This window comes from Ammoniphilus sp. YIM 78166, from assembly GCF_004522215.1.
GTDB lineage: Bacteria > Bacillota > Bacilli > Aneurinibacillales > RAOX-1 > YIM-78166.
This window is the reverse complement of the sequence record NZ_SDLR01000003.1, coordinates 58,967-85,641: the sequence shown is the minus strand read 5'-3', so window position 1 is coordinate 85,641 and position 26,675 is coordinate 58,967. Positions and strand designations below refer to the sequence as shown.

Below are 26,675 nucleotides of genomic sequence, written 5' to 3'. Positions count from 1 at the left end.
TCTATTCAAAAATGCGAGAAAACTCCTGCTTGTCCTGATCCCTGCTCTGGTATAGCTCCGCAATCTTTCCTTCCAGCACGCGGATCTCACGGATGCTCTTTAAACCTTCAGGGGCTTTGACCCCTTCACGAATCGGAGTGTAACCAAGGGCTGCGGCCAGTTCCTGTCCTTCTTGGGATAAAACGAAGTCGACAAACGCCTTCGCGGCGATTTCATTTTTCGTTTGGCTCATAATCCCGATCGGCTCTGTAATCACGGGAACCCCTTCCTTCGGATAAACCAATTCCACCGGAGAACCTTCTGCCTTCGCGCGAGCGACAATAAAGTCTACGACCATCCCGTAGTTTTTCTCTCCGCCGGCAACCGCTTTAAGAACGGCACCGTTTCCTTTAGTCACCGTGACTTCGTTGGCCTTCATCGCTTGATAAAAATCCCATCCGAATTCATTCGTTCTCGTAAAAACTCCTAGATTATATGCCGCTGCTCCGGAATAAAGCGGGCTTGGCATTAGGCTTTGCCCCTTGGTCGCCGGATCGCTGAGCACGCTCCAGGAATCTGGTAGATTCCCCGTCTTCGTATTCACTACCAACGCGGTAGCCATCACTTTTGTCCCGCTATACGCCCCATCTGCATCGACGAAGCCCGCTGGAATCTTGTCCGCTTCGGGCGAACGGTAAGACAAGAGCATATTTTGCTGTTTTAGACTTTCAAACGTCACGGCATCCGCCACAAGCAGGACATCTGCTTGTACCTCACCCGCTTGGTTTTCCGCTTGAATCTTACTCATGACTTCCTCTGTACCGGAACGGAAAACCTCTACTTTTACCTCTGGATACTTCGCGTTAAAGCCTTTGACTAGTGCAGCCGCGTCTTCATCGGGCTGGGAAGTGTAAAAGGACAGGGTACCTGTTGGAGCCTGGACTCCTTCCTTAGCCGCACTCGTTTCCTGGGTTTGATTTCCGCAACCAGCAAGCATGAGCATAGCAGCTAAACCTAGAGTTAAAAATTTTCCTGTACGCATGAAAGAATTCCTCCTTGGAATAGATACAGATTCATTGTACTTCTCCTATATTAAGAAAATATAAATTGGAGTCTTGAGTTTTGTATGGAAAATATAAATTATTGGATTGATAAGGAAATGCCAAAAAGACCGATGTGCACCTACACAATCGGTCATGATAAATATGAAACTATGGTCGTTATCGTAAAGCACTTTGCCGTTAATGATCACTTGCCCCTTCTGTACCGATCCAAGCTGATAGTACAATGCATCCACCTAGGATCACAATGGAAAGCGGCATGGCTATATTTTCTAATTTCATCTTCTCCTCCTTACGATCTTCTCTGTTGTTAGACGACTAGTGGTCATCCTTTCTTACCATCCAAACCAGTTACCCCCTACCGGGTATTTTCAAAGACAATGATCACCAAAGTACACCGCTGATAGACACATTTATAGTGAACAAGGATGAATGGATGGAAATTTTCCATCTATTGATTAAAAAAAGAATAAGATGCTTCTTATAGGTGGAAAAACTCCAATTATTAGCTTCGAAAGCCATATTTGTAAGCCTTATTCAAGATTTAGTTAACAAAACTCCACTTATTTTTCTTCTTTTCCTTGCTTTTTTTCGGATAAGTGGATTTTCTCCATTTATTCTATAGGACCATATAGAAAGAAGACACTCAGAATCATCCAAGTGCCTAATCATTTTCAGTTTATTTGGCTTCGGAACGGCAGGGAAGGCTGGGCACCGTGTTTTGTCACGGCTAGAGACGCTGCCTTTTGGGCAAAATCTACTGCCTCTTCAAACGGGAAGCCTTCCGCCAATGCTACTCCTAATCCAGCATTAAACGCATCCCCGGCTGCTGTGGTATCCACTACTTTCACTTGATAGCCTGGGACATGTCGGACCTGCGATCCTTCATTATAGCTTACTCCGTGTGCCCCTTGAGTTAAGAGGATTTTATCTATCCCTTTTTGATTTAGCCTTTGGATAATGTCTTCTCCGCGAAGCTGACTGTTAGCGTCTTGGGTTAAAAGTATTCTTCCTTCTGTCTCATTGGGTGTGAGGATATCTATATTTTTCAGGATCGAATGAGGTAAATCTCTCGCTGGAGCTGGGTTTAATATGACTTTGACCCCGTGTTTTTTAGCCAGTAAGATCGCTTCTTCTACCGCTTCGATAGGGATCTCCAGCTGAACAAGCACGATATCCGCCTCTTGAATCCGTTCTTCCCCGTTCTTCACGTGCTCAGGGGTTAACTTCGAGTTCGCACCGGGTGATACCACGATAGCATTTTCTCCCGCATCGCTTACCGTAATCAGGGCCACGCCTGTGGCGACTTGTGTGAGGGCAATGTGCTCCACTCCTACCCCTTCTTTAGACAGATGAGTAAGAATATCCTGGCCAAATGCATCATCACCGATACACCCAATCAAATCAACCTGGGCACCTAACCGTCGCGCTGCAACGGCTTGGTTTGCTCCCTTTCCTCCAAAGATCGTATCAAACTCCTTTCCCATGATGGTTTCCCCAGGAAGCGGGATTCGCGGGGCCGATACCACAAGATCCATGTTTATGCTTCCTACGACTACAATCTTTGCATGTTTAACCAATTGGGTCAGCCTCCTATATTATCGCTAGGGTGATACTTGTCATTAAACCCTATTTCGCATTTTCATAACGTACTAAGCCGCAGTTCATAAAAATACTGCACTACTGGATGCTTTAACTTCATCTTCTCGGTCATGTTTAAAATTCTCTTTTTTCCCACTCGTCTATCCACCAGAGCAAGGATATTCAATAAGATATCTTTGCTCTCTAGGCTTTCCTCTATAGAAATGGATAGAAACTTATTCGCTACATCCATAAAATTTGATTTACTTAAGGATGACTGTGCCGACAAAAGCTCCTTTGCATATTCAGATATTTTTCTATTTCTAGCTATTACTTTTAGACGATCCTCCGGTATTACCCCCTTGGTATCTATTTTGACTGCTTCCAGTTCTTCATTGTTAATAGGAATTTCAATGCCCGAGTCATTCTTAATCTCCAACTCCGTCTGATACCATCTGATTAAGGTAGTTTTATCATTCATATTGAGTACGTTCTTTTTATCTACCGAAATATAACAAAGTCCTGCTTTATCAGGTAAATAACGGTAGCCGGTTGCACGGTATTCCACTCTTCCATATAACGCAGGACAGAGAAAACTCTCCAGATGCTGCTTCACTTTGCTCCAAGTCATGTAATCCTCCTGTGATCCATACTATATCCATAATACAATAACCAACACATCGGATCATACAAAATACAAGTAAACTTTCACTTTCGTGCTTTACTCAACTGAGGGACAGTCCCTTACCTGAGGGGGTATCCCCGAAGCAAAAACATTGAAGCACATGTTAAATCGTGTCACTAAGAAAAAGCTCCTTTTTCATTTATGAAAACCCATATAGTACAATATGTATATCCATCATGATCGACTGAAAGTTTTTATGTCTTAGGAATTGCCGTTAGGTTTCGTGTACATTTCCAGCTTTGCTTTCTCTGTTCCTCAGGCAATTAGTTTACAAACTCTTTCCGGGATCATCTTCTTACTGGAAAGGAATCAAATCCCACCAAATAATTGCCAATTTTATAAAATTTGTATATACTTAGTTTGTGCAAAGGATAAACTAAGTAGCTAGCTACGAGGAAATGAGGGATTACATGATGAAGAAAGTAGTCATCACAGGCGGAAGCGGCCTACTTGGCAGAGATGTAATAAAAGAATTTTTACATCATGGATATGATGTGGTTAATGCCGATCTTAAACATCCAAAAGAAGCGCTCTGCCAAACAGTCATCACCGATTTAACGAATCTTGGCCAAGTATATGGAGTATTAGCCGGTGCAGATGCAGTCGTTCACCTTGCGGCCATTCCCGTTGCTTACTCTCACCCCAATGAAGTGACGTTTCAAAATAATGTCATGTCTACCTATAACATTTTAGAAGCTGCTGGCCAACTAGGAATCAAAAAGGCTGTTATCTCATCTAGCGAATCCTCTTATGGGATCTGTTTTTCCAAACAAAATTTACAGCCGCAATATGTGCCTATGGATGAAGATCATCCGCAACTGCCGGAAGAAAGCTATGGATTATCCAAGATTGTAAATGAAAAAACAGCCGATATGATCCACCAAAGAACGGGTATGCAAGTCGTATCCATGAGATTGGGTAATGTCATTTCACCAGAAATGTATAAAAATTTTCCTGATTTTATCCATAAGCCTGAACAGCGAAAGACCATTTTGTGGAGTTATATCGACACAAGAGATGCAGCAACAGCTTTCCGATTAGCAGTGGAAACGGATGGTCTTGGTTCTGTTGCCCTTAATCTTGCAGCCGATGATACAAGCATGGATATCGAGAGCAAGCTGCTCATGGAAACCTGTTATCCAGCGGTAAAAGAGTTCCGCAAAGATTTAACAGGCTTTGAATCCTTATTAAGCAGTGAAAAAGCTAAGAAACTATTAAATTGGAAGCCCGTTCATCAGTGGCGAAATTATGTGTTGCTTTAAGCTTGGATTGACTAAAAACGAGATAAAGGACGGAGATCTATGCTAGAAAATTTACAGAGCACGACAACTCTACACAATGGCGTAAAAATGCCTTGGGTTGGCTTAGGCGTATTCAAAGTAACCGATGGCGAAGAAGTTGTACATTCGGTTAAAGCTGCTCTGGAAGCAGGCTATCGAAGCATTGATACCGCTGCTATTTATGGAAATGAAGAAGGAGTAGGCCGTGCCATTGCCGAGTCTAATATACCTCGGGAAGAGCTATTTATTACAACGAAGGTTTGGAACGCCAATCAGGGGTATGAAACGACCCTCGCTGCCTTTGATGAGAGTATGGAGAAATTAGGCTTGGACTACTTGGATCTTTATTTAATTCACTGGCCTCTTCCCTCTCATGGAAAATACGTAGAAACGTGGAAAGCACTTGAAAAACTTTACAAGGATGGACGGGTTCGTGCCATTGGGGTAAGTAATTTCAAGATTCATCATCTGGAAGATATCATGGCCAACTGTGAGATGATACCGATGGTCAATCAGGTGGAATATCATCCCCGCTTCAATCAACGAGAATTGCATGACTTTTGCAAAAAGCACGGAATACAGCTTGAAGCTTGGTCTCCCTTAATGCAAGGCGGACTTCTTGAAGACCCTACTTTAGTTGAGATTGCAAAGAAATACAATAAATCCACAGCCCAAGTCATTATCCGATGGGATATCCAAACGGGAGTCGTGACCATCCCTAAGTCCGTCAAGCCTCATCGCATTGCTGAAAATGCGGATGTCTTTGACTTTGAGCTTACACCAGAGGATATGGATCAAATTAACGCTCTGAATCAGGATAAACGAATGTTTGCAGATCCTGATGATATGAATAGAGTTTAGATCAAACACATGGATAAATCCAGGAGGACAGCGATCATGAAAATTAGTTTTATTGGACTAGGCACGATGGGAAGACCGATGGCTACGCATCTTTTGCGAGCAGGATATGATGTCATGGTTTATAACCGTTCACGGGAAAGTTCGCTGAAGTTGGCGGAAGCGGGAGCATCCGTCGCCTCCTCACCCAAGGAAGCTACGCAACATAGTGACATTGTGATCACCATGCTATCTAACGACCGTGCAGTAGAAGAAGTCATATTAGGAGAAAACGGTGTGTTGGCAGGCGCCAAAGCAGGCCAGATTGTAATGGATTGCAGCACCATTTCTCCAAAAACCAGCCAAAAGCTGGCTGATCAATTGGCGGGCATCGGAGTCGACATGCTCGATGCGCCAGTGACGGGAAGTGAGCCTCAAGCCATCGAAGGGATTCTGACGTTTATGGTGGGCGGCAAGAAGGAAATTTATGAGAAGTGCCTGCCTTTATTTGAAGTCATGGGAAAGGCATCCTTCTACATGGGGAAGTCTGGAGCTGGGTCTTATATCAAGTTAGCCAACAATACGATGGCCGCCATCAACTTACTGTCCTTATCCGAGAGCATCGTCATGGCCGCAAAAGCTGGCATAGATCCCGAGCTGTTTGTCCAGGTGGTTAACGGGGGTGGTGCAAGGAGCGGAATGGTGGATACCAAATCTCCCAAAATGATCAACCGCGACTTTCATCCCAACTTTGCTACAGAATTGATGCATAAAGATTTAACCTTAGCCGTGGATATTGCAGCGGACATGAACATTCCGGTTCCTGTTTTATCCTTGGTGCGCCAAATGCTGCAAATGGGCATGTCCAAGGGCTACAGCAAAGAAGATGTGTGTTCGGTTGTAAAGCTCTATGAAGAATGGGCAAATGTAGAAGTGAAGAAACACGATCAGAAAAACCTCTAGTCTTGAGGTTTTTCTGATCCCGAATTCAAACAACGCATATATAAGAGCACTTTTCTCCCGTGGACGCCACTTGGTTCATTAGCATCTTCCCAGGTGCGAACCCGTTCTGAGACCTCTTTCTTCTCCCCATCCTCCATGATGAAATGAGTCTTGGTAAGCGGGTTTTATTCGCATGAAGAATCGCAATGGAACGCAGGTTTTCTAAATGAACAATGCATTGTGCATTATAGGCAGTTGATGGAGCCTATCAACCACAGAGATTAATGAACAGCCCCCCTTTGTTCTAGTAAACCATGGGCGGCAGTATCGGAGATCTCAACACCCTTACTAAATCCGATCCTGGATAAAAACGAACTCTATATAAAAGAAGCGGCGGTGAAATGAAGATGAAGATGAAGAGACTAGGAAACACAGGCTTAAAAATTTCCGAGATTAGCCTTGGCACCATGTCATTTGGAAGGTGGATTGATGAACAGTCTTCTTTAGAAATTCTTAACATTGCGCTTGAAAACGGCATCAATATGATTGATACGGCAGATCTGTATGGTCGCGGGCAGGATAATGGCAAATTCGACCAGCTCGGGGAGGCTGAAGTCATCTTAGGAAAAGCCCTTAAGGGTCGAAGAGATGATGTGATAATCGCAACAAAAGTGTGCAATAGGATGGGTTCAGGAATTAATGACGCTGGACTGAATCGCCGACATATTATGAAGTCCGTTGAGGATAGCCTGCAGCGTCTGCAAACCGATTACATCGATGTCTATTACGCCCATCGCCCTGATCCTGACACTCCATTTGAAGAAACCATTCGCGCTTTTGATGACCTAATTAGGCAAGGCAAAGTCCGCTATATTGCTTGTTCCAATTTCCAGGCCTGGCAGGTTGCAAAATGTCATGGGATCAGTGCTCAAATGGGGGTGGAGCGATTCGAAGCAGTGCAGCCGCAATATAGTTTATTGGTTCGAGACATTGAGAAAGAATTGCTTCCTTTCTGCCAGTCTGAGCAGGTTGGCGTGATCGTCTATAGTCCACTTGCGCGCGGATTGCTTTCAGGCAAGTATAAATCCGCCACCGAATTTCCAAGCGATTCTCGTGCTGAAGCCGGTGAAGAGCGTCTTCTCGATCTACTCCATCAAGAAAAGAATCTTGAAAAGGTGCATCAGCTCGGAAGGATTGCTGATCAGTTGAACGTGAACCTTCCTCAACTCGCTCTCTCCTGGGTGTTGCATAATCCAATCATTACATCGGCTATAGTCGGAGCAACTAAAAAGGAACAGCTAGAAGACATTATTCAGAGCAAGGAAATAATTTTAGACAAGGAAATCTTAGATCAGCTGGATAGGATAACGAAAGGTTAACCAATAATTAATAGATAGCTTTCGTTGTATATAAAAAAGGGCCAGTATGAAGGTTTTTCTGGTCCTTTTTTTAGTTACATCAGCCCCTGTGACATTATCCCCAGGTTTGTATGAGCCCCCTATTCCGAGGTTCAGTGGGACTTTAACCACCTGATCCTTTCGGTTGGCTTAACGTACTCAGCCGTAGTTCATAAAAATACTGCACAATGGGATGCTTTAACTTCATCTTCTCGGCCATGTTTAGCAGTCGCTTTTTTCCAACTCGTCTATCCACCAAAGCAAGAATATTCAATAAGATATCATGGCTCTCTAGGCTTTCCTCTATAGAAATGGATAGAAACTTATTAGCCACAACGATAAAATTGGATTTACTTAATGATGACTGTGCTGACAAAAGCTCCTTTGCATATTCGGATATTTTTCTATTTCTAGCTATTACTTTTAGACGATCCTCCGGTACTTTCCCGTTAGTATCTCTTCTGACCGATTCCATTTCTTCATGGTTGATAGGAATTTCGATATCTGGATCATTCTTAATTTCCTGCTCCGTCTCGTACCATCTGATTAAGGTAGTTCGATCACTCATATTGAATACGTTCTTTTTATCAACCGAAATATAACAATGTCCTGCTTTATCAGGCAAATAACGATAGCTGGTTGCACGGTATTCGACCCTTCCATATAACGCAGGACAGAGAAAACTCTCTAGATTTTGCTTCAATTTGCTCCAGGACATGTAATTCTCCTATGTTCTATATAATTAATACCTATTGAAACATAACATCGGCTTGATCAACAATAAAATCCCTTTGGCCATTTTACCACAAAATTGGAATGAGTATAGCAAACATAACTCCCATTTGTTCTAGTTTCATGTGTAGTGAAAAAAACAAACGAGCCCGTAGAATCAAGCTCGATTAGAGCAGATCACGTTTTCTAAAGCCCCCTGCGATCCTGGACAATCGAATTTCCCCTCGCCGTTTCTGACCTTGGGTCTGCCACGTCTTAGTCTTCCCGGATTAACCACCGGGTTAATGTTGGCACCCATGTTCCCCCACCAGCTCATTGTAGGGTTTCTCCCATCTCCTTTTACCCCTTGCCGTTTTTCTGGACAAAGAAAAACTCCCCAGACGGAGAGTTTTGCTATAACATATCCTCGTTACTTCTTTACTACCATCTTTAATCCACCTTTGATTCTTAAAGAAACCGAAGGCTCAGCTTGAATCGGAGCCTGTGACGGAGCTAACACTAGCCGATATCTCTGGGCCAGAAGCACCATAATCAACATAGCCTCCATACTAGCAAATTGGTTTCCGATACACGATCTTGAACCCGCTCCGAAAGGAAGATAAGCATACCTAGGGATGCTTTTTGCGGCTTGATCGGCAAACCGTTCCGGCATAAATTTCTCTTGTTGATAAAAATATTGTGGGTTACGATGAAGACTGTAAGGACAAATCATAAAAATAGAGTGGCGAGAAAAGTGTTCCCCAAGAATGTCCACATCTTCGTTTGCTTCCCGTAGGATCATCCAAGCAGGAGGATACAAACGTAGGGACTCTTGCCAAATTTGCTGAGTATAAGCAAGATTCGTTAAATCTTCGTATGTCAAAGGGCGATCGCCCAAAACTCGGTGTAGTTCCTCTCTCCATTTAGCTTCCACCTCAGGGTGTTGGGATAGTAAGTACCATGTCCAGCTTAACGCATTCGCTGTTGTTTCATGTCCTGCGATGAGCATCGTAATGATCTGATCAATAAGCTCTTGTTCCTCGACCCCTTCTTCCTCCAACAGATGCCTTAATAGAGAAGGTGAATCTCGTTTTTCTTGTTGTTGAACAAAACTCTTTGCTGTTTCCTGTAACACCCGCATAGACTGGGTGTGCCGCAGGTTTCCCCGAGTCGGAATGAACTTGGGCAAAGGGATCGGGGAATACATCCGCTTGGCTGTATATTGGATCGTCTCTTCCACAGCTCTGGCAATTTTCTCGGGATCCTCCATCTTTTTGGATCCAAACAAGGTTTCCAAGATCACGGTAAGGGTCAGTGTCATAAAATCACGATGGATCCATCGTTCCTCTCCATCTTGCCACTTATCAAAGGTTCGCGTGGCTTGTTCGATCACGATGGGAGCATACTCCTGAATCCTCTGTTTGTGAAAGGCAGGCAGCATAGACTGTCGCTGACGGCCATGCTTTTCACCTTCCGTAGTCAAAATCCCCTGACCTACTGTTTCTCTTAGAATTCTACTTGATCTCCCTTTTCGAAACGATTGCTCTTTCGAAACCAGCACCTCGCGGATCGCTTCCGGATGATTTAAAATGTAAGAAGGCGTCTTCTTACTAGACCGTACCGAAACAATATCACCCAGGTGTAGTACACTCGTCATAAATCCGAGAGAATCACGTTGAAAGTGAAGGAAATTCTTCAGGCGAGCCCCTTCTATTTCTACTATCTTACTCAGAATACTCCCCTCCACAAAGCTAATGGTATATTTTCATTATAACCAAGTATGAACCGGAAGCATCAATTAGACGCAAAATGTTGGAGTCCGCCACTCGATGTTAGATAAATGTCATGAGCCACTGATGGTCTACGTGGTCGAAGAATCCTCAATATCTGCGTCTACCACGTAGTGGGTAAGTTTCTTCATGAGGATGTGGTCGAGTAGTTGTAGCGCGTGGTGAACACTTCGTGGCTTTCGACGTTTTTCGGCTGAGTTGAGTAGAAGCAGGCCTTTCGACCTGCAATCCTCTCAAAACTATGCATGTGAAGCAATACGGTGTCCAATGAACTTCATGAGCCATTCATGATCGAGCTTTCATCCTCAACAAAACAGCAGTTTATAGCGAATTAGATTGATCATAGAAACTGAGGGATCACTCCTCACCTCTGACCGAAGGCTTTTGATTAACATATACATAAAAATGATCCCAGACATATTTAGTATCATAAAGAAGGCATACACGTAGAATATGGACAGGTATTCAAAGATGACGCCACCAACAACCGTGCTAAACCAAACGCCCACCCCTAGTCCTATCGCCTGATAAATGGATATAGCAGTAGATTGAATCGAGAAACGTTCTGTCAATTTAGAAACGTACTGCAACGCGGTTGGAATAAACAAGCCAACGGACAAACCTTGTAAAATAGCAGAGGCATACACTACATATATTGGCAGTTGAAAGAAATAGATGAACCAGCGGAGCGTTGACGCTGCTGCAGCTAAAATAATGACTTTTTCCATACCTAATCTTTTTACAAATCGCTGGGCCACTTTCATCATAGGGGCTTCCAAACCTGTAGAGAGCAAAAAGGCGATTCCTATGCTTGTTAAGGATCCGCCCAAGCTGACAATGAATAAACCAAAGTAGGTATTATTGGCATTAATAGGACCGAAAATACAAAATACAACGGCGAGAAAGAGAATAAACGGCTTTTGTTTAAGCAAAAGCAAGAACCCATCCTTAATGCGCAAGTCATTCCTTTTAGGGCTCTTAGGAGCTGGCAGGTAAACGGATAAGTAAGCTGCTATTAGGAACATGAGAGAATAAATATAAAATATGATTTTTAGTCCAAATAGCTCAGAAGCCTTTCCACCAATAAAAACAGCAAGTGCAAAGCCAATGGCCCCATACAATCGAATGGAGCCGTAGTCTGAAACTTCTTTTTGTGTGTAGTTGAGTGTGGTGCTGTCGGAAAGTGGAACAACAGCACTTTGAAAGAACGAAAATAGGATATGCACAATAATCAAGAATAAGAAGGTGGAGGTCTTGGATAAAAAAATACTCATCAATGCTGTGCATATTAACACGATAAAGAGGAGCAATTTAGGTTTTGGGACAGTATCACTAGCAATTCCCCAAAGAGGTTGGCTGAAAATAACGATCACAGGGGTTAGCGATAGAATCATCCCAATCTGCGTTCCGTTCAAGTGAAGTTCACTATGGAAATAGACCGAAATTAAAGTAGATAAGATGCCGAAACTGAAATAAATAGTGAAGTAAAACAATCTAAAATTTACATTTATATATTCCATGTGAAATTCTTATCCAACGGAAAGATCGGGCGCGGAGCTACCTGGTAAGGGATGGATGCGATATCCAAATTGGTATTCCCCGGCGTTAAGGCAAATAAGCTTCTTGCGGCAATCTTTCGGTAATAGGGGCTTTGATAGCCGCTTTTGATGACAATGATGTTAAAATCATGGGGGTTTAGCCCAACTTCTTCTAAATAAGCAGGATTGTATACAGCCATCCGCTGCTCCGCCACGATAAACGTCACGCCTTCCGATCTTAATACAGCAGCGTCGCTGTTCCACCAGCTCGATGTCTTCGCTTCCAGACCGCTTTTGACATGCAACACCTCCGCTTCAACCCGAAGGGGATCCGCTTCCGGTGATGGCTCCAAGCGCCCCAAAGCCAGTCTCACTTGAGCTCCCACCCCTGCAGCCTTACATAGGTCAAAGGCTTCTTTATCCACAATAACCGCAATCAGCACGTTTTCCATTTTTCTCTGGAGTAATCGGTTCAATACAAGGGTTACATCAGATGTTGCGCCCGCAGTAGGATTGTCTCCCGCATCCGATATAATGATAGGTCCCTTCAACTCAGCCATTGCTATATCTAATGCTTCATCAAGCGGATATGCTTCTGTTGAGTAGCCTAACTCATAGCGCTTCTCCCAAAAAGCAGTCGCCAGATAAGCCGCAACGGATTGAAGTTCTTCCAGATGCCTTACTTCTCCGGAAACCAGGGTTCTTACACTATGGTGAGGGGTATCCGCCCAAGGAAACCCAAGAACATAATCGGCATTCATAATCAATGGATTATGGTCAGTTTCGTATACGAGATCCATCAGCTCTTTCATGGGAGAAACCGCCGTTTCCGTTTGTTCTCCTGAAATGATCATGGGAATCTTAACAGAGAGAGTCTTGACCTGCAATTGATTACGAATGATAGAGAGAAGCAGGTTAACGGCTCTTTCTCCCGTTTGATAGGTATCCATGTGCGGGGCGGTACGATACACAGTAAAAGCATTCACGCTCTCAATGAGTCGGTTCGTCACCGTAGCATGCATGTCTAACGTGCAAACAATCGGCATTTCCGGTCCTACGATTTCACGTATCGAACTCATTAGATCTCCTTCAGGATCCTCTTCTCCCTGCGCGTACATGGATCCGTGAAGCGCCAGGCAGATTCCATCCAGTTTGCCTGCCATCGAAACGGCGGAAAGAAACCCTTCCTTTATGGTTTGATAGGCTGAGCCTTCAATAGTACCCGATGTGTTCGCTCGTGCGTACACCGTGGGTACAATGTCCACTCCTTCCGCCCGCAATCGGTCAACAATCCCTCCCGTTGCGAATCGTTGCCAATTGCTAGGGTCTCCTTCCATTCGTTGACCTAACGATGTTTTAAATAATTGATCACCATACCACAAGTCAAAATGCTCCAATGTGGTAAGAATGGGATTAAACGTGTTGGTCTCATGCAGCATCGATCCGATTAAGACTCTCATGTCCTTCCCTCATTTCTCTCAGCTTCTTGCGGCCGCATATTTCTCCTGTATGTTGAAGGAGTTCTTCAAATCCATCAAGTCATTGAATTGCGTGAAATTAACCATGTTCTCTATCGCTCCATCTGTGCTATGCGAATGTTTGAGAATCGATAGAGTTTGCTGCATTGCCTTCACAGCACTGTAGAGAGTGGACACGGGATACACGACAATTTTATATCCCAGCTTCTCTAGCTCGCGTGCAGATAGACTAGGCGTTTTTCCGCCTTCAACCATGTTGGCAAATAACGGCCCTTCAACTTCTTTAGCGATCACTTCAAGCTCTTGGGCGGATTGGGGGGCATCCACGAAAATAATATCAGCCCCTGCTTCCTTATAGGCCACCGCTCGGCGGATTGCTTCATCCAATCCCAAAGGGGCTCGAGCATCGGTTCTTGCAATGATTAATAGATGCTCTCTGGCATCGACGGCTGCTCTGATTTTTTGGACATGCTCCTCCATCGGAATGACCATCTTCCCTTCCATATGCCCGCAGCGTTTGGGAAACACTTGATCTTCAATATGGAAGGCTGCCACACCGCGTTTTTCATACTCCTGTACGGTTCGAATGACGTTAAGGGCATTGCCGAAACCGGTATCGGCATCGGCAATTAAAGGGATATCCACCGAACGGGCGATTCTCCCTGCATTGTCTGCCATCTCGTTCAGGGTGATATAGCCGTAGTCTGGCATCCCCAATAAGGAAGCAGATGTGCCATACCCCGTCATATACAGGGCTTCAAATTCAGCGCCTTCAACCAGCTTGGCAGAAACGCAATCATAAACGCCTGGGGCTATGATAATGCCAGGTCTATTTAATCGCTCCTTCAGCACGCTGGCCTTGTTCATGAGGGCTCTCCTCTCCTTTCATGACAGGCTTGAAGTTCAATTTAGCTGCCGTATCATAGTCATGAATAATATTTGCTCCGCTTACGGCAAAGAACACGAGTTGCTCTGTCCCGGTATTGACCACACGGTGACCCCAACCTCCGCCGGCATAGCTAATATACCCCGGCAATACAGCCAAGCTTTTAAGCACCCCTTCCCGATTTTGAACCAGCATTTCCCCGCTGCCCGCGATGCCGATAACGGCTTCAGCGGTATCCGGCTCTAAGTGAAAGTGCCCTTTTGTCATGTAGAATTCATCCCCGATCTTCCCGGGATAAAGCACTGTGATATTAGCAAGCAAATCGGTTTCATCATTCGGATGAGGGAGTTCATAGACTTCGTAGATAACCGGATCTTCTATTGCTAGCTGCTTCTCGACGGCCTCTTGATCCAAGTACAGCCCCTTCATTTGCGAAAGTACTCTTCTTGTTTTGAGTGCTCCATATTTTTCGTAGTCCATAGGCAGCAAGGGGATTGAAAATAATTTTTCCATCAGTGCATCTCTCCTCATAAATAATAGTTTCCCATGATTATCCCGCATCGCTTCGGTAAGGATGCGGGATCCGGACCAAGTTTTTACTTTATCGCATACCGTTGGGACAGCTGCAGATTGATTTTCATGCTTTCCCTATCCAGGTCGGCGTTCCATTCCGCCTCCTCATCTAGTGGGTAAATGGGACGCGGCGCCTTGCGGTACTCAATCTCTGTTAAGGTTATATTGGTATGTCCCGGTGTTAGGGCAAACAGGCTTTTGGAAGCAAGCTCTTGATAGGGTGGGCTTTGATACCCGTTTTTGATGACGATGATTTGAAAATCCTTCGGTTCCAGTTCTAGCTTATAGAGATAGCCTGGGTCGTAAACGGCCATTCGCTCTTCGGCGATAATGACCGTAACCCCCTCAATTTTCACAATAGCCGCATTGCTGCTGATCCGGATTCGCTTCGGATCGCTAAGTCCCGTCTTGATCGCAAGCACTTCCCCTCTTACAGGGTAAGGTTCAAGCACATAAGGCTCTTTGCGGCCAAGCTGTAGATTCACGACCGCTCCCTCTCCTGCCTCCCGGCATTTTTCATAGGACGAGCGGTCGGCGAAAACGGCAATCAGGGCGTTGTCGATCTTGCGTTCCAATAAGCGATGGAGGACAAGGGCATTATCTGAGGACGCTCCTGCCGTCGGGTTATCACCGGCGTCGGAGATAATGACGGGGCCCTGCGGCTCGGCCAAGGCAACGTCCAACGCTTCATCCAGCGGATAGGCCTCAAACGAGTAAGTGAACTCAAATCTCCGATCCCAGAATTGCTGCGCCAAGTCCAGTGCGACCTCCATAAGCTCTTCCACATGCTGCACTTCACCGGATACGATGGTTCTCACACTATGGTGCGGAGTGTCGGCCCAAGGAAAGCCGACTGCATAATCTGCGTTGAGTACATGGATCAGGTGATTTTTGCGATAGAGCTGGTGTATCAGCTCCTTCATGGGATTGATCGTCGTCATGGAATGCTCTCCGGCTATGATCATTGGCAGCTTAGCCGATACGGTAACAACCTTTAGCTTTTGGCGTATAATCTTCAATAGCAGGTCAGCGGCACGTACCCCTGTGTCGAAACGGTCAATATGCGGAGCCGTGCGAAACACGGTCAAGGCATTCACACTCCGGATCAGTTCGTCCGTGACGGTCGCATGCATATCCAAGGCGCAAACAATCGGAAGATCAGGTCCCACGATTTCGCGAATGGCACTCATCAGATCGCCTTCCGGATCTTCGACTGCCTGAGTGTACATGGATCCATGAAGGCAGAAGCAAATGCCGTCCAACTCTCCTGCATTTCGTACCGCCTCAAGAATCACTTCCTTCGCTTTTTGATAAGCTTCATCGACAATAATTCCGGATACGAACGGAAATACGTGCAAGGTAGGGATAATTTCCACACCTTCAGCCCTCAATACTTTCATGATTCCGCCCGTTGCTTCACTGTTGTCCTCATAGAAGGTATGGTTGAATAGGTCCTGTCCGTAAACCGGCCGGAAATCCTCGAAGGTGGTCGGAACCGTATTAAACGTATTCGTTTCATGCATCATTGTGCCCGTAAGAATCCTCATCAGCTTTCCTCCTTATTTCGTCTTCATCCAATCGTCCAACTGCTTCTGCTTTTCCGCTATAATCTTATCCAAGCCTGCTTCCTTCAGCTTCGTATTGAATTCCTTCAAGTTCTTTTCCACATCGAGGGTACCGTTCTCCAGTGCCAATCGATACTGATTGATGACATTGGTTACAGCAGCCACTTCCGATTTCACCGGTTCTTGACTGAAGGTAAAGCCTAAGGCCTTGGAGAAAATAGCACTGTCATTAAATTCTTGGGTTTTTTCCCAGATTTGCGGATCATCGGTTTCCCATACGTGCGTTAAAAAGTTGTTGCCTAACAAGAATTGGTTAAACAAATATTTGGTGTCTTTTGCCGTGACTCCGCTTGGGAAGGCAATGACTTGATCCGATTTTTTGACATAATGTTGACCTTCAATTCCGTTGGTGATCAAATTCATAATATCTTTATCCGTGTAAAGCAGATTCATGAATTCCATGGCTTTTTCCGGATTGCGGCTGTTCTTGGAAATGGACATCATATAGGTTTGCATGTTGTGCGTTTGTGCCGTTGCTCTTGACAGCGGAATGGCCAGCATTTCCATGCCCGTATTTCTGGATTCCTGCGTATCCATGCCCGGCTTCATGTTAACCACATATCCGACGACTTTACCGGCTTTTACTAAATTAACGCCACCTTCTTGCGACGTATTGACATCCTGCATGATATACCCTTTTTGGTACCATCTTCTCGCCATATCAACAGCTTCCCTATACTTTTGCGTTTCGAACAGGTTTTCCACCTTAAGGTTGTTATCCATTTCCGGCAGTACGCCTAACCGGTCATTCAGGATGTCATAGGAACCGCCCCAAATCGCTTCGGCAACCGGAAAGGCTTGGGCTGTACCGACCACCATGGCCATACCCGGCTCACCCTTTTGGATGACTTCAAATGCTTTTTCTAGATCCTCCCATGTCTTGATGGCTGAGGAATCGATATTATATTTGTCGAAGATATCTTTGCGAACCACAGCGCCATACTCTGCCGCCAAGTCTCGGATGCTCGGAACGCCGTAGATATTCCCATTGACCTTCGTTGCGTTAATGTATTCAGGTCTTACAACTTCCTTAATCCCAGATCCATGCTTTTCGAGAAGCTCATTTAATGGAAGGAGCTGCCCTTTCGATACCTGCCCGCTGAAACCGTAATAGCTGGAGGTCACCACCAAGTCTAACTTCTCGCTGCCTGCCATCATTAAATTCATCTGCTGCAAATAAGCGGATCGGCCAATGGGGAGAAAATTCACCGTGGCGTTGATTTTCTCTTTCGTCATTTTATTGACCTCTTCTTGAACTGACCCAAGGTCTGCCATTTGTCCGGAACGGTCCATAATCATGACCGTCACTTCATAGGGAGGAGCTTCACTGCCATCGGTTGGAGCATTGGTGGCTTGTTGTTCCTTCGAAGAGGAGCAAGCGGACAAGACGGTAGAGACCCCTAACAGAAGAGCAAGTAACAATGAAGGATATTTCGCTTTCTTAGACATGGTAGACCCTCCCTTAAAAATATGAATTCTTTATATTGAACCGAACCTGGTGGTTCGGGTGACGCCTTTACCCTTTAACAGCCCCGACCGTAAGCCCTTTGACCAGATATTTTTGGAAAAACGGATAAGCGCAGAACAGCGGGAACACTCCAATCACCGCCATGGCCATGCGAACGGTAGCTGCAGGCATGCTGGCCAATTCACCTGCTGCATGGCTGCTCGTATCCTGGTTCATGAACTGGATATCCACCAGCATCCGGTACATCATGTTTTGAATGCTAAAGAGTTCTCTGTTGGTCACGTATATCAAGCCATTAAACCAGTCATTCCAATACGTGATGGTGAGCATCAAACCAATCGTAGCTAGGATCGGAAGCGATAGCGGCAAAACGATCAGATAGTAAATCTTGAATTCGCTAGCTCCGTCGATTTTTGCCGATTCAATGAGCTCAGCCGGTATGGAATTCATAAAGTAGGTTCGCATCAGCAGGATTAAAAATCCGTTTGTGAGGATATTGGGTACAATCAGAGCCCAAATGGTGTTTTTAATATGAAAAATTTCGGTGTATACGAGATAGGTTGGGACAAGCCCACCGTTAAAGAGTAAGGTGAAAAAAACAAGGAATGCGAAGAAGTTGCGGTACGGCAGATCTTTTCTTGACAAGGGGTAAGCGAGTAATGAGGAAATCAGTAAGCCAGTAAACGTTCCAAAAACAGTAATGAACGTCGTGATCCCATATCCACGCAGAATGGCGCTGTAGTCATAGAGCAAATACTTGTAGGCGTCCAAACTGAATTGACTCGGAAAAAGGGAATAGCCATTGAGGATGACCGCTTTATCATCCGTAATGGAGGTCATGAACAGAAGCGCCAACGGGAACACGCACAAGCAGACCAGAACAATGAAAATTCCATTAACTACAAATTGATTCATATGATTCGATTTCATAGCTTGGTTCCCCTTTCTATTAAAATAGCGCCTGGTCTGGATTCTTCCTTCTAATAACATAGTTTGCGGCAATGACGAGTACAAAACCTACCAAGGATTGATAGAAACCGGCTGCCGAGGACATCCCGATATCTCCTAGGGTCATGAATCCCCGGTATACATACGTATCAATAACGTCCGTTGTTGATTGAATCGGGCCCGAATTCAGCGGTACTTGATAGAAAAGGCCAAAGTCCGAATAGAAGATTTTCCCGACTTTCAGCAATCCGATAATGATGATCGTCGGCATCAGCATCGGGATCGTAATCTCTTTGATTTGCTGCCATTTGCTTGCACCGTCAATCATGGCAGCCTCATAGTACTCATTCCCGATAGAAACCAACGAGGCATAGAAAATAATGCTGATATAACCGACATGATTCCACATGTTGACAAGGGGGAGGATAAAAGGCCATTTTCCTGCTTCGTTGTACCAGGATATCGGCTCAATCCCGAGAATCGGAAGGATCTGGCGATTCATGAACCCATTTTCCACATTCAGAAATGCAAGCACTAAATACGCTACGATTACCATGGATATTAAATAAGGAAGGAGCAGCACGCTCTGATAGAAGCGCGACAAGAATTTGCTTCTGATTTCATTTACCAAGATGGCCAAAGCTACACCTAACGTGATGTCAATGATGATAAATGCCCCATTATAGAGGAGCGTGTTGCGCGTGATTCTCCAGGCATCCGATGTTGAAAACAAATACTCAAAGTTTTTGAAGCCTACCCAATCGCTCGCGAGTATCCCTTTGGCATAATCAATATCCTTGAAGGCAATGATGACCCCAAACATGGGCAGATAGTTGTTGATGATAAAATAAAGGAGTCCCGGTACCATCATGAGGAATAAAGCACGGTACCGCCAGATTTTTTTCCAACTCAACCTTAGTTTGGATTGGGTTGGCAGCCTGGCATTCACCTGAACAGCGGGATGGCTGACAGCCTCCAAACTTACCGAAACTTCGGTTTCTTTCATGCTTTTCTCCCTCATTTCCTCTATGGATTTGTACTCATTCTATCTCAATTCAACAGGCTCGACTCACTAATAAAACGACATCGATTTGTAATTTTCCGACTTTTTTGTCTACAGATCAAAACAAAATCCCTGTTCTGTCGCATGAATCAACAAAACAAGGATAACTCCTGCTCCTTCTTTATTTTTATCGGCAATCTGAATCGTACGTTTGCTCCTTTTCCGGGAGTGTTAGAAAACTCGATGACGGCTTGGTAGTGATAAAGTAGCCGGAGTCTGCGCTTCACATTCCAAATTCCGATCTGTTCCCCTTCTTTGCTCTCCCATTCCTCATCTTGCTGCAATTGATCCAAGACACTTTGCGGGAACCCTCGGCCGGTATCCTGAATCTCAATTCTTGCATACGTACTTTCCTGCTCTTGTTCGAGCCCCACCCTAATAGTAATTTCCGTGTAATCATCCATATTTACAGCATGCTTGACGGAATTCTCTACTATCGTCTGAATGACTAGTGGAGGAATGGGACAATTCATTAGCTGTTCCGGTGCAGTTACATGAAAGGTTAAACGATCCGGGAATCGAAGTTGCTGAATCCGCAAATAGTTTTCCGTATGCATTAATTCATCTTGAAGAGTTACAAAACTGGAGTTGCTTCGGAACATAAACCGAAAGTACGTGACTAAGCACATACTCATTTCCTGAATGAGCTTAAAATCTTTAATGGTAGCTAAATTATAAATTATATTTAAAGAATTCAAGAAAAAGTGCGGATTAATCTGCAGCTGCAAATGTTTCAATTCCGCTTTTTGATGGTTTAGCTTTTCCTCGTATACGTCGATTTTGAGCTTCTCAATTTCCCTTACCATTTGATTGAAAGCCTCGTTCAGCATTCTATACTCCGTAGAAGTGGGAACCTCTTTAATATGTGCATGAGAGAAATTTCCACTTTGAAGCTTTCTGATCGATACGATTAAGCGACTAATGGGCAGCAGAAATACTTTTCTCATAAAGAAAATAAACAGCAGTAAAAAGATTCCTGCGCCAATTGTTAAGATCGACGAAATTCGCTGAAGGTAGGGCAGCTTCTCTAATATCTTGCTCTCGGGAATAAAAGCAATCAGGTGAAAATGCCCTTTGCTTGAGGATTGCCCCATAACGAGATACTGGGCTTTGTCTCCTGAGAGATGGTAGCGGCTAGGTTCGTATTGAAGGGAAATGCCGTATTGCCCGACAAGATCCGCGTGGTTCATGGGAACCCAATCTTGCGTCGCCAAGAGGGCTGAACCATTTTCCCCAAAATCAACCCGATCCAAGGGAAAAATGATTTTATCTGCATCCACCCAAGCCCCCACATAGACATCCCCTGCTTTTACAAGATGGAATAGATAATAGCCTTGGTCGCCCTTCCAGATATACCACCGGTTATTATTATAGGGTTGGGTATCCCCTTGGACGAGCTTCAGAATCTGATTTCTGACTTCTGCTCGTTCTTCGTATCCTCGGCCGAAGGTTTGAGTCATGAAAAGATCCTGATTGACAGCTGAATAGATGAACAGCAAATCGATGGACTCATGGTAACCTATCTCCTGATTCATGGAGTTAAAAAGGCGCAACTGTGCTTTCATATACCTGTCCATGTCCATGTTTTTAGGAAGTTCCATGTCCAGCAGATCTAAATTTTGACCTACCAAATGGAATAAGTAGTGATCCACGGCCGACAGCCTTCGATCGATTTCCCCCATGTACATGCTCAGCATATTATGATTGGAATCGGCCACTTGATTGCGGACAACCTGAACGGAATAGTAATTAATAATGATCAAAACCGTGACGAACGGGACAATCATCAGGAATATGCCCAAGAAGAGTTTTGTGCCTAATGAGTTGAGGAATAATTTAATGGGACTCACACCATGCGCTCTGGATAAGCCATCGGAAGAATGGCCGGCTGTTCGCAGAAACTTCTGATCTCATAGTATCTTCCTTCTCGGGCAGAATGATAGATTCCATGCAAGATGTCCAACACGTGGTAAGCCATTTCCCCATGGGCACGGTGGCTTCTTCCGGTTTGGATTGCATCGGCCATTTCCAGGACCCCAAGCCCGCGACTGTTTTCCGCATATCCATGCGTCAGAGGCACTTCGGCAAACTCACGCTGGTGCTGTCTTTTTATCAGAACAGGTCCCCCGAATTTGTTCGGATCCGGAACGAGTAAGGAGCCGCTTGTTCCGTGTATTTCAATATGGTTTGGAGAACGGGTTCCCCACACATCAAAGCTAGTAATCAACGTACCGATAGCGCCATTATGAAATTCCAACAGCCCAGCAGCATGAGTAGGGGTATGAACGGGAAAGGGGGTGCCATAATTTTGTTCCGCCATGATGATTCTTTCTCTAAACGACATCGAGGAGGATCCCGCGACACGGCGAACAGGGCCTATCAGATTGATCAATGCAGTGAGATAATAGGGTCCCATATCAAATAAGGGCCCCGCTCCTTCCCGATATAAGAAGGACGGATTAGGGTGAAAATGCTCAGGTCCATGAGACATAAAAAATGCGGTTGCAGAAATGGGCGTTCCGATCCATCCGTCATCAATTAACTTGCGGCAGGTCTGGATTCCGCCGCCTAAAAACGTATCCGGCGCAGAACCAACCCGAAGCCCCTTCTCTCTCGCCAGGGACAGAATTCGCGCTCCGTCCTCCAGGCCGACAGCCAAGGGCTTCTCCCCATAGGTATGCTTTCCCGCTTCCAAGGTCCGAATATGAATCTCCGCATGGTCTTGGGGAATAGTCAAGTTGACAACCACTTCTATTTCCGGGTCGGATAAAAGCTGTTCAATCGTATAGATCTTGGGAATCCCAAATGCTTCTCCTTTATCCTTCGCGCGGCTTATATCCTTATCGGCACAGGCCACAATATCCAACAGGCCAAATTTCTTTCCTGCTTGGAAATAAATCGGGCTGATGTTTCCACACCCAATGATTCCTACTTTAATTTTGCTCATTCTCACAGCCTCCTGTTTTTATAAGATTCATGGATGAGCTTATCCGGTGGGAGAATGGCTTTGCGCATTCCTTCTATAATTAATCGGGTTCATGTCTGTATGCTTCTTAAAAATATTGGAGAAATACGATAAATTCGAATAGCCAACTGTAAGAGCAATATCGCTGATTGGCATTTCGGAATGCGTCAGTAGCTCTTTGGCCAGTTCAAGACGTTTTACTTGCAAGTAATTAGAAAGGGACATTCCCGTTTCTTTTTTAAACACTCTGGTCAAATGATCAGGGTGCAAAAAGACACTATTTGCGATATCAACTCTAGACAGGTCCTGTTGACCGATATGCTCATCGATAAACTGCTTGGCCTTCTCGACAACGGTGACAGACGGCATGCCCCCTACCTCTCCGTTTGAAATCGCGAGCGCCTTGGATCGATGGGACTCCAATACCTGCAATAATCTTTTGCTTTCTTTGATTTTTTCCAGCGCTCTCTTCATCACTTCTTCCAGTGCCTCATACTTCACTGGCTTAAGAAGATAGTCTAGCGCATGGAGTTGAATGGCTCTCTGGGCGTAGGAAAATTCCGAGTGGCAAGTTAAGAAAACAGCCTCAGTGGATGGGTAATACCTTCTTATCCACTCTAACAAATCTAAGCCCGATTCCTGATGCATCTCGATATCACAGATTAGCAGGTCAACAGGATGCGCTTCGAATACAGCCCTTGCTTGCTTCGCACTGTGTGCCGTATGAACGGATGAAATGTCAAACTTGTCCCATTGGACACCGGCCTGAAGACCTTTTACGGTATAGACTTCATCGTCGACAACAAGAACATGGTACATGTACATGATCGCCTCCATTCGTGCTGAGATCTCGTTCCTTTTACCTTACAATGCGGGAATGGATGAGGAATGAATAGCGGCATATTATATGACAAGGTTTATTAGAAGACAGAACGTTCCAAATTGTATCGACATTATAACATAGGCCCAGCAAAAGAAAAAGGAAGGATTATCCCTTACATGTAAGCGAGGTCGTCTCTATTCCTTACGAATAACGTTACCCGTAATGACCGACCATTCCTCTTCCCCTGCTTGGACAACGATTCTCCCCAAAGGATCAATGATGCAGCTTTTTCCGCTGAAACCCTCACCAGCTTTATTGGAGGCAACTACGTATACCCCGTACTCTTTTGCACGCTCACGTAATTCTTCTACAATCTGCGAAGATTCGGATGCAGCTATGGGTACGGCAATAATATCAACCAGCTGTTCACACAAGGACTGCCAAACATCCTGATCGCATGGTTCAGATTTTATTAAGGTCCCTAAACGAAAACCGTTTCCTAAATCCCATACCGGTGAAGCAGCATCCCCCTTTAATTTCCGATAGCGTCCGAGCAACCCTTGGGTTGGGGTACAAACAAAGGCAGAATGAAAATGATTCACCTTGCCATTCGTTTGTTCCTTCTCCAGCAATGTTCCTACCAAATTCACGTGGAATGTGCTAGCCAATGCGCAGAAATTTTGTACGGTTTCTCTATGGATCGCTTCAGCCATTTGAACATCAGAAGCCAAAGGCACCGTCATGAGCTCCGGAAATACAATCAGATGTGGCTGCTCGTTTATTACAACCTCCTCAATAAGCTGATATAACACTTTGCTGTTTTTTTCGTAAGACCCAGGATACGGACCTAGCTGAATGACTGAAACCTTGATCTCCTTGTACAAACTATCACCTCCTTAATAGAAATTCTTCACTTATCACATTTGCAAAATGGATGCCAAAAATCTCCTAGTAAAATGCTGACTTCTTTCAACTTGTGTTTCATAACGTTACTACTTAATAGAAACATTTTGAAACACTATGAAACGCAATGGATCGATCAAATACCCAATTCATTCATCTTTCTCCAAAGCGTTGTTCTGGAAATCCCAAGTTTTTTTGCCGCTTCTAACTTATTGCCATTGCACTCCAGCAGATAATTTAATATTCTTTTCTTTTCGAGATCCCGGTAATTCACTTGTGATCCGGATCCACCCATATTATCCTCTTGCTTTAGATTCGATTCTAGCTCCATCGCCACTTGATTCTCTTTATTCATCTTTTGATAGTCTAGGTATTCATGGATGGCATCCTTGAAATACTTCGCGATCTCATATGTGGTATGAGTGATTGAACTTAATGCGGTAATTCTTTGGACAAAGTTTTCCATTTCTCGAATGTTTCCGGGCCAACTGTAAGAAAAGAGAAATGAGCGCCCGATTTGTATCAAGTAATCGATTTGTTCAGGCTCCATGCCATATTTAAGCAATAGGTGACTAAAGATCAAGGGAATGTCTTCTTTTCTATCCTTAAGCGGTGGAAGATTGATCTGCAATACGTTAATGCGGTAATAGAGATCCTCTCTAAAAAGCCCCTTCCGAATGAGTTCTGGAAGGGATTTATTCGTTGCGGTTATGATCCTTACATCCAGCGGAATCACTTTCCTTCCCCCAACCCGAATCAGTTCTTTTTCCTGTAGTACCCGAAGCAGCTTAGTCTGAGTTTCAAGTGCAATCTCCCCAATTTCATCAAGAAAAATGGTCCCGTTCTGAGCCAGTTCAAAGAACCCGATATGGCCGCCTTTTTTCGCGCCTGTAAAAGAGCCTTCTTCGTAACCAAACAATTCACTTTCCAGAATGTTCTGCGGAATAGCTGCACAGTTCACGGCGACAAAAGGGGCCGTACTCTTCGAGCTGTACCGGTGGATGCTGTGCGCAATTAGTTCCTTGCCGGTGCCCGATTCGCCATAGATCAGGGTGGGAGCAGAAGATTGGGCATACTGCTGAGCTTTGACAATGACTTTCTTCATGGTGGAAGACTGAACTACAATATCCCTGAAATTGTACTTTGAATGCATCGAGGGTGACTTCGGTGATAAGGAACTCCCCTGCACTGGACCCTCGCTTTCAATTAGGGTCAAAAATCCTGTTAGTCTCATTTGAGTAAACATGGGAACCGTCGTTTCTCTTATCTGTTTTTGACTATGGATGAATACCTTGTCTGGACCTGGGGCTTGTTCAGCTCCAAAGGTCAGGCGAGTCTGTAAAAAATCATTGATCGTTTCCCCAATGAGCTCCCTCTTTGATCTTTTTTGGGAATAGGCGAGGGCCGCTGCATTAGCATCCAAAATAATACCGTTTTCATCCAGAACATAGAGTGGTATAGGGACATAGTGAAAAAGGGCATCCTTCAATTTGGCGTAATGCATCATTTTGCTTCTTGCAGCGGCGAGCTGATAGGCTTTCATCAATTCCAGTTTCATCATCTCTGCGGAATAAATTAGGGTGCAGTCATATCCATTTTGTTCGGCCAGTTCACAGATCGAGCTTGTCCCCACTACATGATAACCTTGTCCCTTGTATTCCATTAACAGCTTGTTTACCTCACGGATATCCTTATGCTGTAGACGAATCAATTCAATGTCCAACAGCCTGTGATACTTCTCGAGGTCGTAGTTCTCCTCGTTGAAATACATGAGCAGAATTTTTGAGCTAAAGGCCTTGGCATCCACTAGCGCCTTTACCAGATCAGATTCCGAAAACCTTAGGGGGTATATGGTTATCTTATAAAACAGTTCAGAAAGCTCCCTCTTAATATATTCCAGGTGAGCTCCGCTTGTTATGACGATATCAAATTCACCAATAGTCTCCAAATCAATGACTCGATTGACCTCCCCGAATCGTGCTTCTAAAATCTTCAGCTCAATGGGAAGATGCAAGTCCCAAAAAACTTGTTCAACCAATTGGGTAAAATTTCGGTGAGTAATGACTAGGATTTTCGTTTTCATAAGATCCTCCTGCTAATGTAACTCTCTTTGTTAATTATACCATTAGACAAACGCAAATA

General features: G+C 44.6%; 23 protein-coding genes. 4 read left to right on the top strand and 19 right to left on the bottom strand.

Going from position 1 to position 26,675, the window contains the following annotated elements:
• Position 1: 1 nt before the first annotated feature.
• The 3 genes from EIZ58_RS11875 to EIZ58_RS11865 all read right to left on the bottom strand — a co-directional run bounded on the left by EIZ58_RS11875 (position 2) and on the right by EIZ58_RS11865 (position 3,252).
• Positions 2 to 1,021: an ABC transporter substrate-binding protein gene (locus EIZ58_RS11875; protein WP_134701045.1), complete on the bottom strand. Its 1,020-nt coding sequence runs from the start codon at positions 1,019 to 1,021 to the stop codon at positions 2 to 4.
• A gap of 693 nt (positions 1,022 to 1,714) precedes the next feature.
• Complete coding sequence (rbsK, locus tag EIZ58_RS11870) at positions 1,715 to 2,620, bottom strand: ribokinase (RefSeq protein ID WP_134701044.1); 906 nt, start codon at positions 2,618 to 2,620, stop codon at positions 1,715 to 1,717.
• Positions 2,621 to 2,682: 62 nt separating this feature from the next.
• A complete protein-coding gene (locus EIZ58_RS11865) occupies positions 2,683 to 3,252 on the bottom strand; it encodes an SF0329 family protein (RefSeq protein ID WP_134701043.1) in 570 nt (189 codons plus the stop codon).
• 467 nt (positions 3,253 to 3,719) lie between these two features.
• Here EIZ58_RS11865 and EIZ58_RS11860 point away from each other — a divergent pair, with 467 nt between their 5' ends.
• The 4 genes from EIZ58_RS11860 (at position 3,720) to EIZ58_RS11845 (ending at position 7,744) form a co-directional block, all read left to right on the top strand.
• The gene (locus tag EIZ58_RS11860) at positions 3,720 to 4,568 is read left to right on the top strand and encodes an NAD-dependent epimerase/dehydratase family protein (protein ID WP_134701957.1); all 849 of its coding nucleotides are present in this window, start codon (positions 3,720 to 3,722) and stop codon (positions 4,566 to 4,568) included.
• Positions 4,569 to 4,607: 39 nt separating this feature from the next.
• Positions 4,608 to 5,447, top strand: a complete 840-nt coding sequence (locus EIZ58_RS11855) for an aldo/keto reductase (RefSeq protein ID WP_134701042.1) — start codon at positions 4,608 to 4,610, stop codon at positions 5,445 to 5,447.
• 36 nt (positions 5,448 to 5,483) lie between these two features.
• A complete protein-coding gene (locus tag EIZ58_RS11850; RefSeq protein ID WP_240689051.1) occupies positions 5,484 to 6,386 on the top strand; it encodes an NAD(P)-dependent oxidoreductase in 903 nt (300 codons plus the stop codon).
• A 386-nt stretch (positions 6,387 to 6,772) separates the two neighbouring features.
• Complete coding sequence (locus EIZ58_RS11845; protein WP_205672222.1) at positions 6,773 to 7,744, top strand: aldo/keto reductase; 972 nt, start codon at positions 6,773 to 6,775, stop codon at positions 7,742 to 7,744.
• Positions 7,745 to 7,886: 142 nt separating this feature from the next.
• On the opposite strand, the gene EIZ58_RS11840 is transcribed toward EIZ58_RS11845, so the two are convergent.
• From EIZ58_RS11840 to EIZ58_RS11770, 16 genes are all read right to left on the bottom strand, one after another.
• Positions 7,887 to 8,480, bottom strand: a complete 594-nt coding sequence (locus tag EIZ58_RS11840; protein WP_134701039.1) for an SF0329 family protein — start codon at positions 8,478 to 8,480, stop codon at positions 7,887 to 7,889.
• Between the two features lie 171 nt (positions 8,481 to 8,651).
• The gene (locus EIZ58_RS33260; protein WP_167577636.1) at positions 8,652 to 8,810 is read right to left on the bottom strand and encodes a hypothetical protein; all 159 of its coding nucleotides are present in this window, start codon (positions 8,808 to 8,810) and stop codon (positions 8,652 to 8,654) included.
• A 93-nt stretch (positions 8,811 to 8,903) separates the two neighbouring features.
• Complete coding sequence (locus EIZ58_RS11835) at positions 8,904 to 10,130, bottom strand: cytochrome P450 (RefSeq protein ID WP_134701038.1); 1,227 nt, start codon at positions 10,128 to 10,130, stop codon at positions 8,904 to 8,906.
• Between the two features lie 438 nt (positions 10,131 to 10,568).
• Positions 10,569 to 11,783: an MFS transporter gene (locus tag EIZ58_RS11830; RefSeq protein ID WP_134701037.1), complete on the bottom strand. Its 1,215-nt coding sequence runs from the start codon at positions 11,781 to 11,783 to the stop codon at positions 10,569 to 10,571.
• Positions 11,771 to 13,261 (bottom strand): M81 family metallopeptidase, encoded by a 1,491-nt coding sequence (locus EIZ58_RS11825; RefSeq protein ID WP_134701036.1) that lies wholly within the window; start codon positions 13,259 to 13,261, stop codon positions 11,771 to 11,773. The genes EIZ58_RS11830 and EIZ58_RS11825 overlap by 13 nt, the downstream gene beginning before the upstream one ends.
• Before the next feature lie 18 nt (positions 13,262 to 13,279).
• Positions 13,280 to 14,146, bottom strand: a complete 867-nt coding sequence (locus EIZ58_RS11820) for an isocitrate lyase/PEP mutase family protein (protein ID WP_134701035.1) — start codon at positions 14,144 to 14,146, stop codon at positions 13,280 to 13,282.
• Positions 14,109 to 14,678, bottom strand: coding sequence for a glucose-6-phosphate isomerase family protein (locus tag EIZ58_RS11815; RefSeq protein WP_167577634.1), 570 nt, complete (start codon positions 14,676 to 14,678; stop codon positions 14,109 to 14,111). The genes EIZ58_RS11820 and EIZ58_RS11815 overlap by 38 nt, the downstream gene beginning before the upstream one ends.
• A gap of 83 nt (positions 14,679 to 14,761) precedes the next feature.
• A complete protein-coding gene (locus tag EIZ58_RS11810) occupies positions 14,762 to 16,285 on the bottom strand; it encodes a M81 family metallopeptidase (protein WP_134701033.1) in 1,524 nt (507 codons plus the stop codon).
• 12 nt (positions 16,286 to 16,297) lie between these two features.
• Entirely contained in the window at positions 16,298 to 17,812 is a 1,515-nt protein-coding gene (locus EIZ58_RS11805; RefSeq protein ID WP_134701032.1) for an ABC transporter substrate-binding protein, read from the bottom strand.
• A gap of 67 nt (positions 17,813 to 17,879) precedes the next feature.
• Positions 17,880 to 18,761 carry a carbohydrate ABC transporter permease gene (locus EIZ58_RS11800; protein ID WP_134701031.1) on the bottom strand — a complete coding sequence of 294 codons (882 nt, stop codon included), beginning with the start codon at positions 18,759 to 18,761 and terminating at the stop codon, positions 17,880 to 17,882.
• 19 nt (positions 18,762 to 18,780) lie between these two features.
• Entirely contained in the window at positions 18,781 to 19,785 is a 1,005-nt protein-coding gene (locus EIZ58_RS11795; protein WP_370297673.1) for an ABC transporter permease, read from the bottom strand.
• 146 nt (positions 19,786 to 19,931) lie between these two features.
• Positions 19,932 to 21,629 carry a sensor histidine kinase gene (locus tag EIZ58_RS11790; RefSeq protein ID WP_134701030.1) on the bottom strand — a complete coding sequence of 566 codons (1,698 nt, stop codon included), beginning with the start codon at positions 21,627 to 21,629 and terminating at the stop codon, positions 19,932 to 19,934.
• Between the two features lie 59 nt (positions 21,630 to 21,688).
• Positions 21,689 to 22,789, bottom strand: coding sequence for a Gfo/Idh/MocA family protein (locus EIZ58_RS11785; RefSeq protein ID WP_134701029.1), 1,101 nt, complete (start codon positions 22,787 to 22,789; stop codon positions 21,689 to 21,691).
• Positions 22,790 to 22,828: 39 nt separating this feature from the next.
• Complete coding sequence (locus tag EIZ58_RS11780; protein WP_240689050.1) at positions 22,829 to 23,632, bottom strand: response regulator transcription factor; 804 nt, start codon at positions 23,630 to 23,632, stop codon at positions 22,829 to 22,831.
• 192 nt (positions 23,633 to 23,824) lie between these two features.
• The gene (locus EIZ58_RS11775; RefSeq protein WP_134701028.1) at positions 23,825 to 24,514 is read right to left on the bottom strand and encodes a carbon-nitrogen hydrolase family protein; all 690 of its coding nucleotides are present in this window, start codon (positions 24,512 to 24,514) and stop codon (positions 23,825 to 23,827) included.
• A 155-nt stretch (positions 24,515 to 24,669) separates the two neighbouring features.
• Positions 24,670 to 26,616 carry a sigma 54-interacting transcriptional regulator gene (locus EIZ58_RS11770; RefSeq protein WP_134701027.1) on the bottom strand — a complete coding sequence of 649 codons (1,947 nt, stop codon included), beginning with the start codon at positions 26,614 to 26,616 and terminating at the stop codon, positions 24,670 to 24,672.
• Positions 26,617 to 26,675: the final 59 nt, after the last annotated feature.